Annotated in this window: 8 protein-coding genes; 7 read left to right on the top strand and 1 reads right to left on the bottom strand. The window is 32.1% G+C overall.

What is annotated here, in order from left to right; translation table 11 throughout:
* Positions 1-357: 357 nt before the first annotated feature.
* Genes J8L88_RS07760 through J8L88_RS07735 form a run of 6 tightly spaced genes read left to right on the top strand, consistent with a single transcriptional unit; the run spans position 358 to position 10,447 of the window.
* Complete coding sequence (locus tag J8L88_RS07760) at positions 358-1,866, top strand: aspartate aminotransferase family protein (protein ID WP_211060422.1); 1,509 nt, start codon at positions 358-360, stop codon at positions 1,864-1,866.
* A 14-nt stretch (positions 1,867-1,880) separates the two neighbouring features.
* Positions 1,881-3,212, top strand: a complete 1,332-nt coding sequence (locus J8L88_RS07755) for a lysine N(6)-hydroxylase/L-ornithine N(5)-oxygenase family protein (RefSeq protein ID WP_211060421.1) — start codon at positions 1,881-1,883, stop codon at positions 3,210-3,212.
* Between the two features lie 11 nt (positions 3,213-3,223).
* Positions 3,224-4,405, top strand: a complete 1,182-nt coding sequence (locus tag J8L88_RS07750) for an MFS transporter (RefSeq protein ID WP_233557583.1) — start codon at positions 3,224-3,226, stop codon at positions 4,403-4,405.
* 10 nt (positions 4,406-4,415) lie between these two features.
* Positions 4,416-6,863: a GNAT family N-acetyltransferase gene (locus J8L88_RS07745; RefSeq protein WP_247666441.1), complete on the top strand. Its 2,448-nt coding sequence runs from the start codon at positions 4,416-4,418 to the stop codon at positions 6,861-6,863.
* 13 nt (positions 6,864-6,876) lie between these two features.
* Positions 6,877-9,327, top strand: a complete 2,451-nt coding sequence (locus J8L88_RS07740; protein WP_247666440.1) for a GNAT family N-acetyltransferase — start codon at positions 6,877-6,879, stop codon at positions 9,325-9,327.
* A 19-nt stretch (positions 9,328-9,346) separates the two neighbouring features.
* Positions 9,347-10,447, top strand: a complete 1,101-nt coding sequence (locus J8L88_RS07735; protein WP_211060420.1) for a heparan-alpha-glucosaminide N-acetyltransferase domain-containing protein — start codon at positions 9,347-9,349, stop codon at positions 10,445-10,447.
* A gap of 30 nt (positions 10,448-10,477) precedes the next feature.
* Here J8L88_RS07735 and J8L88_RS07730 read toward each other — a convergent pair whose 3' ends face one another.
* Positions 10,478-11,488: a helix-turn-helix transcriptional regulator gene (locus tag J8L88_RS07730; RefSeq protein ID WP_247666439.1), complete on the bottom strand. Its 1,011-nt coding sequence runs from the start codon at positions 11,486-11,488 to the stop codon at positions 10,478-10,480.
* Positions 11,489-11,591: 103 nt separating this feature from the next.
* Here J8L88_RS07730 and J8L88_RS07725 point away from each other — a divergent pair, with 103 nt between their 5' ends.
* Positions 11,592-13,976 (top strand): TonB-dependent receptor, encoded by a 2,385-nt coding sequence (locus J8L88_RS07725; protein ID WP_211060419.1) that lies wholly within the window; start codon positions 11,592-11,594, stop codon positions 13,974-13,976.
* Positions 13,977-13,991: the final 15 nt, after the last annotated feature.

Below are 13,991 nucleotides of genomic sequence, written 5' to 3'. Positions count from 1 at the left end.
TTAATAAAGAGAGATTACTAAATTATATAAAAAAACGCTCAAAACTAATTACTGTTGCACTTTACTTTGTGTTCATAATCTTTTAGTGATTAAAAGTGTTATGTATACTATTTAAAAGGGTTTTTAGAAAGTTTTAGATCGTGTGATTTTGCTAATAAGTATTATAGAATAGGTGTATTGTGATCTTTTTGTGAAAAACCGTAATATACTTTTAAATAACTCTTACGCTATCGTTAATTCAAGATTAATTAGCTCCTTTATATTCTTACGACGTCTTTTTTTATCCGAAATACGTCATAAATATACTTTTGTTTGATTCTAAATTTGCTAAGCTTATTTAGACCAAATAAAAATAATATGTTCCTCGACACACAAACCAATCTTGCTTTTGATCAAAAAGTTGATCATTTTTTCGATCCTCAATCCAAATATAGCTATGAAGAATATATGCATAAAGCGCTGCAATATGTAAAGTCTTTTTTGGATAGAGATCATTTTTATCCAGGAGAAGTATCTGACTTTCGGGAAAAGAAAGATTTACTCTCTCCAAACGCGAATGAAACCTTATCAGTGGATCAGGCTCTTAATGAAATTAAAGAATTGTATCTCGATCATACCATTGCTTTTCATCATCCTAACTATGTTGCGCATCTTAATTGCCCTGTATTGCTTCCCGCTTTGGTTGGTGATTTAATCGCTTCATCCGTAAATACGGCCGTAGAAACTTGGGATCAAAGTATTTCTGGAACGTATATAGAACAGGAAATGATTCGATGGATTTGTGATAAAATGAACTTACCATCTACTGCTGATGGTGTTTTTACCAGTGGTGGAACCCAATCCAATTTTATGGCCTTGTTATTAGCACGAGATAATTATGCGTTTAAACATTTTGGATTGAATTTAAAGGAGAATGGCTGGTCAGATGTAGTTTCTAAATTTCGTTTTTTCTGTTCGGATAAAGCTCATTTTAGTATTAGAAAAAATGCTGCTCTTATGGGCATGGGATACAATTCGGTGATTCCTGTGGCTACGGATGAAAAGATGAAAATGGAGGCAGATGCGTTAGTACAAGCCATTGAAAAAGAAAAACAAATAGGAAATATACCTATTGCTATTGTAGCTACCGCAGGAACCACCGATTTTGGTAGTTTTGACCCTTTGGATACCATTGCAAAAATCGCTAATGAATATGATATTTGGTTCCATGTGGATGGCGCTTATGGTGGTAGTTATGTACTCACTGAAACACATCGCCATCTTTTAGAAGGAATTAAACATGCGGATTCTGTTACTATTGATTTTCATAAAACAATGTTTCAACCTGTTTGTTCTAGTGCTTTCTTAGTTAGAGATACAGAACACTTTAAGTATGTTTCATATTACGCAGATTATCTAAATCCATTAGAACATAGAGATGAAAAATATCCTAATTTGATAGAAAAGTCAATCCAAACTACTAGACGATTCGATGCTTTGAAACTCTGGTTTACCTTAAAAATGACTGGAGAAAAAAATATAGGAGCATTTTTAGAAAAAGTACATTATCTAGCATTAGATCTTTATCATAGCATTAGAGATGATATCTATTTTGAAATGGCTCATAAACCAGAGCTAAGTACATTAGTTTTTCGATATAAAGTTCCAGGTGTATCGTCAGATGCACTTCTTGATAAAACGAATCTTTATATTAAAAATACCTTGTTTAAATCGGGTCAAGCTTCTATAGCGAGCACAAAATTTAATGGAAAAACATATCTAAAATTTACATTATTAAATCCTAAAAGTACCATTGACGATCTGTTAAATATCATTCAGATGATTAAGGAAACAGGTAAGACTTACAATAGCGAAAAGCACAATTAAAAATAGAAAGCATAATGACGAAAGAAGAAAAGATACTTGATTTTATTGGGATTGGAGTAGGTCCTATGAATTTAGGACTAGCCTGTTTGTCCGAGCCAATTACAGAGTTAGATGGACTGTTTTTAGATAGGAAAGAAAAATTTGACTGGCATCCAGGTATGATGCTTCAGGATACTACATTACAGATCCCTTTTATGGCAGATTTAGTAACCTTAGGAGATCCTACAAATCCATACAGTTTTCTAAATTATATCAAGGAACAAGGAAGAATCTATTCATTTTATATTAGAGAAAATTTTCTTTTACTAAGAAATGAATACAATCAGTATTGTCGTTGGGCAATTGATAAATTATCTAATGTTCAATTTGGGACCGAAGTGGTTGAGATTGCCTATGATGAAAAGGAGCAATATTATACTGTTCTTTCGGAATGTACAAAAACGAATAAACGTAAAGTTCATAAAGCTAGAAGACTTGTTTTGGGAACCGGAACAAGTCCGTATATACCCAGTTGTTGTAATTCTTTAAAAGAAGATGCGATTCATTCTAGTTCTTATTTGCCAAATAAGAAGAAGTTACAATCCAAAAAATCTATTACAGTTTTTGGCAGTGGTCAGAGTGCTGCAGAGATTTTTTATGATCTCTTACAAGAAATAGATGAAAAAGGATATGAATTGAATTGGATTACGAGATCGCCAAGATTCTTTCCGTTAGAATATTCAAAACTTACTTTAGAGATGACGTCTCCCGAGTACGTAGATTATTTTTATAATCTGCCTAATCATAAACGTAATGAGTTGATTAAAAATCAAAAGCATTTATACAAAGGGATCAATCAAGATTTGATTGCTGATATATTTGATTTGATATATACGAAACGATTGCTCACGGATGTCAAAGTAAATCTAAGAACAAATTCAGAGTTACAGAATGCGGTTTATGATGATACTTTGGACACCTTTTATCTAGAAATCCATCAACACGAGCAAGATAAATACTATCGTCATAGAACAGAAGGACTAGTATTGGCTACAGGATATCAATATCAAAAACCAACATTTGTCGATGGGATTAGTGATCGAATTCGATGGGATGAAAAAGGTAGATATGATGTACATCGTAATTATGCTATTGATCAATTGGGGCGTGAGATATTTGTACAAAATGCCGAACTACATACACACGGATTTGTAACTCCCGATTTAGGTATGGCAGCTTATCGCAATTCATATATCATCAAAGAATTAACAGGCACAGATTATTATGCTATAGAAAAGAGAGTTGCATTCCAGCAGTTTGATGTGTTAGAAGAAGAGGAAATTATGATAGAAACTCCAACAACTTAACAAAAATTCTAATGAAGAACTTTTTGATCATAATGACCTTAGTAGCTGTAGTAAGTGATTATTTATTACATCCTTTTTATCCTCAATTTTTCGAAGCTCGATTCGGAGTGACAAATCCAGAATTGGTAGGTTATTATTTTGCTGCGATATGCTTTATGGTGATGATTTCGTTTCCTTTTTGGGCATATGTTTCCAAAAAAATAACAGAGCTAAATATTCTTATATACACACAGTTTGTGGCAGGAATATTGGCTTTATGTTGTTATACAACTACATCATATGTTAACTTCTGGATCATTTCTTTAATGATGATCTTATTTAAAGGAAGCTATTTACTAGTATATCCGTATATCCTAAAAATAATCACTAAAAAAGAACATCCTAAAACCATTGGTTTATTATCCGTAGTGGTACATCTTGGTGGAATATTAGGAGCAGTGATAGGAGGTGCTACTGTAGATTTAATTGATGCTAGCTACATTTTTGTGATTATGGCGATTGGAGATTTTATACAAATGGGTATGAGTGCTTATTTATTAAGAAGTAACAAATACAATACAGCCAAAACCTTGGAACCGGAAGGGTCTATTAAACAGAACTCAAAAATGATTCCTAGAGGTTTTATTCTCAAAATTGGATTGATTACTATGATTTTGTATTTCAGTGATTTTTTGATAAGACCATTTTTTGCAACTTATTGGGAAAGCATTTCAGTATATAATACTACACTAGTATCAGGAACAGTATATGCAATACCTGGTTTTGTAGCGCTGATTGCTTTATGGATAAATACGAAGAGAAAAGAAACAAATAATGTATGGCAACAGATGGTGCCAATATTATTAATAGGTATTACTGGATTATTTCTTCAAGGGCTTTCTACAGAAATAACAGTAATAATAGGTAGAATAATTTATGGTTGGGCAATTTTTCAAGGAGTTGTAAAATTTGATGTATTGCTCTTTAAATTTAGTACACCAGATTCTTATGCTATGGATTATAGTAAGGTACATTTTTTTCAAAACCTAGGAGTGTTGCTATCGTCTTTTTCTGTGGGGCTACTAGTAGATAATTATGGATTGAGAATTCCATTTTTGGTTGCTTTAGGTGGTTTTAGTATCACTTTATTGCTGTATTATTTAATTTTTAAAGTTGCTCCAAAACTCACTTCTAAACAATTAGTTAAGTCATAAGAAATTCTGAATGGAAAAAACAGCCAATAACATACAGCATCAGTATCATAAAATCTATTCAAAAAGCTTTTCTGATTTTGGGATCATAGAGATACGACCTTTTAGGATATCTGAAGACAGCGAGATATTGCACAAATGGGTAAATATGGACTATGCTATTTTTTGGGGAATGCAAGGGTACGATTTACAACAGGTACGACAAGAATATATAAAATTGATGGAGCCGGAACATTATGATGTTTTTGTAGGTGTTTTTAAAGGTAAACCGGTTTTTGTATTAGAAAGATATAATCCCAAAGAAGATATTATAAGTACACTCTATAGCGTGGAAAAAGGAGACTGTGGGATTCATATCATCGTTGCTCCGCCACGTGTTAAGATCCCAAATTTTACATGGTATTTATTTACGGCTATAATGGATTTTGTGTTTAAAGATTCCTCCGTAAATAGAATCCTAGTAGAACCTGATATCCGTAATAAAAAGATGTTTGCATTATGTCAGCGGATAGGTTTTCAGCTCGATAAAATTATAGAACTCCCAAATAAGACTGCTCAAATAGCATTTTTAGACAAAAAACAATATCAAGATTTTACATCAATTTCAAAAATTAATAAAAGAAGTGCTATGAATACTTTAGATAATGCTGTTTCGCCCCAACAATCGATAGCTCATTTACAACCCGAAGTTTGGGTTAAAGTAAATACTCTTTTTGTAACCAAAGCAATTTGCGAATTTAGTCATGAACTTCTGATCACACCAGTTGTTCTAGAAAAATTAAAGGACGGTTGGAATAGTTATATTTTAAAATCAGATAATCCTACCATTCAATATCAATTTAACGCAAAACCATTAGCGTTAAACCATTTATATATTGAATCAGGATCGATCAAAAAATATGAAGAAAGTGAATCCGTTGTCATAGACGGTGTTTTATTTATAAAGGAGTTTAGAAAACAGCTCGGTATTAAGGATACGCAAATGCCATTATATCTAGAAGAGATCATTAGTACCTTATATGGGAGCGCATTTAAATTTTTAAAAGGTAATCCAACTTCAGAGGAGCTAGCGATCGCCGATTTTCAAACTATTGAACAGTCCATGACAGAGGGACATCCTGGTTTTGTTGCTAATAATGGCCGTATAGGTTTTGATAGTAGTGATTATAGGTCGTATGCTCCCGAAGCTGGTAATTCTTTTTCATTAATATGGTTGGCAGGTCATAAAAGCAGAGCTGTATATGCAGCAACCGAGGTATTATCTTATGATACTTTAATACAGCAAGAATTAGATAATGAGACGATAACATCTTTTGAGACGATTATAAAAAATAAAGGTTTTGATCCGGAAGATTACTTCTTTATTCCTATGCATCCATGGCAATGGTTTAATAAATTAGCTAATATATTTTCGCCAGAACTTGCTACCGGAAACCTAATATGTTTAGGATATGGTCCGGATCAATACCTTGCTCAACAATCTATTAGAACATTATTCAATAAAACGAATCCTAAAAAATTCTATACCAAAACAGCGCTTTCAATTCTAAATATGGGGTTTATGCGCGGGCTTCCGCTGTATTATCTTGGGACTGCTCCTAAAATGGCAGTTTGGTTAGAAGAGTTACTTTATAATGACTCTTATATTCAGGAAACGGGTTTTAGGATGCTAAGTGAGATTGCTTCGATAAGTTATGTGAACCCTTATTTTGAAGAGTTTGGTCCTCACAACGATTATAATAAGATGTTAGCATCCCTTTGGAGAGAAAGCCCCATTGCCAATGTAAATGGAAACCAACAAGCCATGACTATGGCAGCATTGCTGCATGTAGATCAAAATGGAGAAGCTTTATTACCAAAAATTATTGAAAAATCTAGTCTAACTATAACGGATTGGTTGCGTTTATATTTAAAAGCATATTTAAGCCCACTATTGCATTGTTTTTATCATTTTGACCTGGTTTTTATGCCTCATGGAGAGAACATTATCATAGTATTAGAAGATCAAATTCCTGTAAAATCTTTCTTAAAAGATATTACGGAAGAAGCTTGTATTCTAAATCCAGAAGTTGAGCTGCCAGATCATTTAAAACGCATGTATGCTCCAGTTCCAGAAGATGTAAAATTACTTTCAATTTTCACAGATATATTCGACGGTTTTTTCCGATTTATGTCTCATATTTTAGTTGCACATGCTAATTTCAAAGAAGAAGAATTTTGGAAAGTGGTTGCAGATGTAATTCAAGAATATCAGGGTCGTTATCCAGAAAAAGAAGCAAAATTTAAGCAATATGATTTATTTGCTCCAGAATTTCAATTGTCTTGTTTAAATAGATTACAACTAAATAATCACAAACAAATGATTGATTTAGATGACCCTGTAGCATTGCTTCAGTTTGCTGGTAAACTAGAGAATCCCATTGCTGCTTTTAGAAAAGATTTAGTAGGTACAACTTCATAATTAAACGAGCATTATGGAAAATACTGAAATCTCACAAAACATAGTTTTTTCAAGAACAATTGAAAATTTTGGAACTATACATTTACGCCATTTAGATTTTGATTATGATATTTCTACTATTCATAAATGGGTAACAAAAGAGTATGCTACATATTGGGGTATGCTAGAAAGTTCTATAGAAGAAGTACGCTCAGAATATTCGGCGCTAGTTTCCAGAAAAGACTATGATGTTTTTATAGGTGTATATAATGGAGTTCCCATCTTTTTAATGGAAAAGTACAAAGCAGCAACAGATAGGATTTCTGACTATTATTCTGCTAAAGATACTGATTACGGCATGCATATTTTGGTAGCGCCATCAGATTATAAAATCACTGGATTTACCTGGAATGTATTTACTACAGTTCTTGAATATTTCTTTGAATTACCGGATGTAGAAAGAATAGTGGTAGAGCCAGATGTTAGAAATCAAAAGATTCATACCCTTAATAAAAAAGCTGGGTTTGTATACCAAAAAGAAATCGAATTACCGGAAAAAACTGCAGCATTAGCTTTTTGTGAACCAGAAGATTATAAAAAAGCCAAAAATGCTTTTAGAGAAAAAATAAAACCAATGACCAACTTAAATATATCTGATTCATTAAGAGTATCTCACGCTCACCTTAATCCATCTAACTGGAAAATTGTAAATAGAGCTCTTGTAAGCAAAGCAATTAGCGAATTTTCACACGAATTACTTTTTAAACCTCAACAAGAGACAAATAACCAAAAGTGGAATAAATATGTGCTAATTGCCGATACTCCTGGAATAACATATGAATTTACTGCGCAAAAATATAAGCTTGATCATTGGGATATTGATAAAAGCTCTATTATTAAAAAAGTAAATGATATTCAGGTTCCAATCGATGCATTAACGTTTATCGTAGAGTTTGTGTATACCTTAGAAATACCAAAACATTTACTTCCTGTATACTTAGAAGAAATATCTAGTACATTATCCGGTGCTGCGTATAAGAAAGGTCATCATTCATTTTCATCAAGCGAACTAGTAGATAGCTCTTTCCAGGTCATAGAGCATGCAATGACAGAAGGACATCCTTGTTTTGTTGCAAATAACGGAAGAATAGGTTTTGATGGTCAGGATTATTTGCAATATGCTCCAGAAACCAATTTACCTTTTAAAATATATTGGTTAGCGGGTCATAAAAGTAAAACCACTTTTACTTCTGTACACAAATTTGAATACAAATCTTTAATGCGAAAAGAGTTAGGGGTTCAGTTAATTTCAAAATTTAATACCAAATTGGAATCCTTAGGATTAGATACCAGTTCTTATATTTTTATTCCTGTACATCCTTGGCAATGGAATAATAAAATACTTCAGGTGTTTGCTGCAGATATTGCGAATCAAAATTTAGTATTCTTAGGAGAAGGAGATGATTATTTCTCTGCGCAACAGTCGATTAGAACACTTTATAATAAAAGTAATCCTGAGAAAATGTATACCAAAACCGCCTTGTCGATTCTAAATATGGGTTTTATGAGAGGGCTTTCTCCATCTTATATGAAGAGCACACCACATATTACGGAATGGATAACGGATTTATTAGGTAGGGATGTATATCTAAAACAAAAGGGTTTTACTATGCTAGGAGAAGTTGCTACGGTTGGTTTCCAAAATACTTTCTACGAAGTGTTAGGAAAAACGAATGCTCATAACAAAATGCTTTCCGCTTTATGGAGAGAAAGTCCACATACTAAAATAAAAAAGAATCAACAATTAATGACGATGGCTGCATTTCTTCATTTGGATTCAGATGGAGATTCATTGATAGGATCATTAATCAAAGCTTCTGTTTGTGATGTTGGTGACTGGATTAGAAGATATTTAGAAGCATATTTAACACCATTACTACACTGTTTTTATACCTATGGGTTTGTTTTTATGCCGCACGGAGAAAATATTATCATGGTATTGGAGAATCATATTCCGGTAAAAATCTTAATGAAAGATATCACAGAAGAAGTAATTGTTTTTAACGAGGAATTAGAATTACCCGAAAAAGTAAAACGATTATATACAAAGACTTCTGATACAATGAAAGTGTTATCGATTTTTACAGATGTTTTTGATTGCTTTTTTAGGTTTATGGCTCCGATTTTAGAAAGAGATCTTGACTATATGGAGAATGATTTTTGGCAAGAAGTAGCCTTGTGTATCCATTCTTATCAAACAGAACATCCAGAATTGCAATCAGAGTTTGATCGATATGATCTTTTCGTTTCAGAATTTGACAGGTGCTGTTTGAATAGATTACAACTGAAAAATACTCAGCAAATGTTAAATCTAGCGGATCCCATGGCAAGCTTAATTCTAGAGGGAACCCTAGAAAATCCTATTGCTAAGTTTAAGAATACAAAATTGAATACTCGAAAGTCTGAACTTGTTGAAGACAATTAATATTACTAAAAAAAATCTTATGTCAACTATAAAACCAAATAGAATTTTAGCTATAGATTTTGGAAGAGGATTTAGTGTTATTGCTATGATTATGGTTCATACATTGTGGATTCATGCTAGACAAGATGTGCAATCCGATACTTTTCTAGGACATTTTATTCATTTTATTGGAAGAGGTACACCAGTTTTTTTAATAACAATGGGAGTATCTTTTATGATATCAAGGAATCAAGATGTAAAAAGCGCAGTAAAAAGAGGGATAACGATTCTTGGAGTAGCTTATTTAATGAATTTTCTCAAGTTTTTAGCACCTATACTCGTAGGGTTAATGCCTGATAGTTTTATAGTCGCTTATGGATGGGAAATGCCTTTGAAGTTAGAAGAATACACATATTTATTATTAACAGGTGATATATTACAATTAGCTGGAATATCATTGATTATATTAGCACTGATCAGAGCATATTTAAAAAATAAATTTATTCTATTAGGACTGGCTATTTTAATAGCATTCATATCTCCAGAATTAAGAGGTATTCAATCAGAAACATTCGGATTAAACTATATAACTCAATTGTTATGGAGCGATGGTTATTGGGTCTATTTTCCTGTTTTTCCTTGGATATCATTTATATTATTAGGAATGTTTTTTGGGAAATGGTATGTGGAAAAAGGATATAATCAAAATGAGTTATTTAAACGAATGGGTATCGTAGGATTACTATTTATTGCAGCTGGAGCCCCATTGGTATTTATGAATGAAGCATATCATTTTAATGATTTTTTTCATTTAGGACCTGGAGGAGTAATTTATCTCGCTGGATGGAACTTTTCTGTGTTGTCAATATTCCATTGGATATTATCGAAAACTAAGGACAATTTCTTATGTAAAACCTTTTATTATTGTAGTAAACATGTAACATCACTATATGTTATCCAATGGGTTTTGATTTGTTGGGGAATGGTGATTTTTGGTTTTCAAAGTAAAAGTGAACTTGGTACATTACTATTAATGCCAATATTTATGGGATTAACATTTGTTATTCACTTCTCCGTGGGTAAAATCAGGAATATTTATAGGTCAGGTAAAACAATTCCTAAAGGAAGATTGACATCATAGAAATAGAATGACTACTAGAGAACTGAATTTTCAGTTCTCTAGATTACTACGATACTTTTTTGGAGTAGTCCCTTCTATTTTTTTAAATGCTGCAGTAAAATGTGTAGAGTTTTTATAACCAACTAATTCTGATATCTCATAAATGGGTTTTTTGCTATGTAACAGGAGTTGCCTTGCTTTTTCCATTCGTAATTTGGTAGCATATTCAAAAATTGTTTTGCCAAATAGAGCTTTAAATTCTTTTTTTAATATAAAATCATTTAATCCAATTTCTCTGGATAACTGATGAATTGAATATTGAACAGAAAGATCTGAAGAAATCATATGCTGCACTTGGTATAGCTTTTTTACTAAATTATCAATGGGAGGAATGTTATTAGTTATAATATTAGTAGTTGCAGTGTCTATTTTTAAAGTTACTAATTCAAGGACTTTAGATTCTAAAAATAATCGTTTTAACAACCCTTTCCTTTGATCCGACAAAATTTCGGAAAGAATATTTTGAGTTTTTGAACATAATGGTTTTAAAAATTTGCTTTGTAGTTTTAACAAAGAATGTTTTTCTAAGATATTATATTCTTCATCTAGTTTATGCCTTTTTATAAAATCTGTACTCATTCTAATTTTAACTTCCTTAAGCCGCTTTCTTTTGTGATATGAGATAGAACCTTTTATATTTTCTAGATACAATAGATAACACTCTTGACTTTCGTAGATTAGATCTTTAGTTATTCCTTCAATTTTAATGATCTGCTCGCCTTCAATCAGGAAGGACATTTCTAAGAAATTGTCATAAAGCTTACCTTCTACTATTAGATTTTTTTCTAATAATACATCATAGATAGTAATAGATAGACCTTCAAACTTATGTGTCTGATAATAACCTATACCATATTGAGGTAAGAATTGGAATTTTTTAGTAATAATTCCGCAACGTTCGCCAGAACCTATTAGCTCTGTAACAGTAGATAAGCTAACTGTTTTTTTAGGGTCTTGTATTTCGGTTTTAATTGACGTCTTTTTGCGTCTTTTTTTATCCATAATGCGTCATTTTTCTCTTCCCTTAGATACTAATTTTGCACTTTAAATTTATTTAGACTAATTATAAATAATAAATATTTAGGTCGCAAAAATAAATAAAAAAATGTTACAGTCAGTGGTTATTTTAAAAAGAAAAAATAGTGTCTTTTTGATGCTTTTGATTACTCTATTTTGTCAGAGTCAAGAGGCAATAAAAGGTGTCATTGTGGATCAGAATTCTAATCCGATACCCGAAGCAGCTATCCAAGTAGTAGAATTAGAAAACGTAGGCGTAATTACTAATTTTGATGGAGAATTTACCCTTTCACTTCCAGAAGGAACATATACACTAAAAACTAGTTTTATTGGTTTTCAAACTCGTTTCTATAAGATTACTACGAATGCTTCTAAGGAACAATATATCCGTATTGTTTTAAAACAAAATGTAGAAGAATTAAATGATGTAATTGTTAAAGGGAAAACTGCTGCTCAAAAGGTAAAAGAAAAGGCTTTTGAAGTGGAAGTTATAGAAACCAAAGGATTAAAAAATAGTAGTGTAGATATCAATGCTATTTTAACAACGATACCAGGAGTAAATGTTCGTCAAAGAGGAGGATTAGGGGCTGCGTTTGATTTCTCTTTAAATGGATTATCAGGGAAGCAAGTAAAGTTTTTTATCGATGGTATTCCAATAGAGAATTTTGGGAGCTCTTTATCTCTAAATAATTTTCCTGCTACACTCGTAGAAAGAGCAGAAGTTTTTAAAGGCGTAGTTCCGATACATTTAGGAGCAGATGCACTAGGCGGTGCAGTTAATATTATTACTAATCAACGTAAAACGGATTTTCTTGATGTGTCTTATGATATAGGATCTTTTAATACACATCGTGCTACTATAAATGGACAACATTATAATAAAAATGGATGGATGTTTCAGTTGTCCTCATTTTATAATTATTCTGATAATAACTATACTATTGATGATATTGAGGTTAGGGATGAATTAGGAAATGATACCGGTATCCGCAGAGATAATGTAGAAAGATTTCATGATGCATATAATTCTCAGATGATACGGATACAAACTGGATTAGTTGATAGATCATACGCAGATAGATTAATTTTAGGTTTTACTGCATCTGCAAACGAAAACGAAATACAGCACCCTATTGATCCGCAGAATCCATTTGGGGAAGTATTTACTGAAAATGATATTATTTCGGGATCTATTGAGTTTGAAAAAAACAATCTTTTTAATGAAAAGTTGAAACTAAAAATTTATGGTGCTCTAACAGAAAATAATGAAAGGGTCGTAGATACTTCTTCTAGGAAATATGATTGGTTTGGAAATTTTATAGAACGAGGAGATCAAACGCTGGGAGAATTTGAAGCCAGTAAGACGTTATTTAAGTTTAAAGATAACCTACATTTAATAAACGCATTAGCCACATACACCTTTAATGACGTACATTCTCTAAGCGCTAACTATACCAAAAATTATATTCGCCGTAGAGGAGAAGATGATGCCAGAACTGGAAGAATTGCATTTCGGGACCCTCATATAGTTAATAAAAATATACTTGGTCTTTCTTACGATATTGATCTTTTAGATACACGATGGCGTACTTCTTTTTTTTCTAAAGGATATCTTCTAAACTCAGAAGGAATTTTGGAAGACCTATTTACCAATGTAGAAGAAGATCGGTTTACCAGGTTCGAAAATACTTTTGAAGAACTGGGATATGGCTTTGCTACTACTTATAAAATCCTTGATAATTTTCAGATTAAAGGATCTTTTGAAAAAACATTTAGAATTCCTGAAGGTTATGAGGTATTTGGGGATGGATTTTTATTGAAATCTAATCCAGCGTTATTACCAGAAGAAAGTTACAACGCCAATCTAGGAGCTCTTTTTAATACAGATATTAATGGGTTAAAACTTCAGATTGATACCAATGTATTTTTTAGAGAATCTGAGAATTTTATAGCTATTAGATCCGAAGGAATCTTTTCTAGATACTTCAATACTGCTGATGCTAGAAGTACAGGTGTAGAAGGAGAAATAAGAATGTTGTATGATGCATTCTTTTTGGATCTGAATGCCACCTATCAAAACATCATTGATAGAAATGCTGGAGAAAATGCAGGTGTTGATTTTTTGAAAAATCAACGAATAGCAAATATTCCATATGTATTTGGAAATGCTCGTATTGGAGGTAAATTCAATAATGTACTTGCTGTAAATGATCAGTTAAACGTTTCCTGGAACACCTATTATGTGCATGATTACCCGCTTACCTCTTTTGTAGAAGGAAATCCAGAAGATAGAGATATTATTCCCGAACAAATTTCGCATAATGTAGAGCTTGGATATTCATTTAATGAAGGGCGTTACAACATTGCTGTTTCGGCCAGGAATATCTTGGATTCAAAAATTTATGACAATTTCGAAATACAACAACCCGGAAGAGCCTTTTATGTAAAACTACGATACTATATATCAAATTAAATATTAAACATCAAA

Source organism: Aquimarina sp. MMG015 (assembly GCF_018100855.1).
Classification (GTDB): Bacteria; Bacteroidota; Bacteroidia; order Flavobacteriales; family Flavobacteriaceae; genus Aquimarina; species Aquimarina latercula.
The sequence above is the reverse complement of the archived record's forward strand: the minus strand, read 5'-3'. Positions and strand labels throughout refer to the sequence as shown.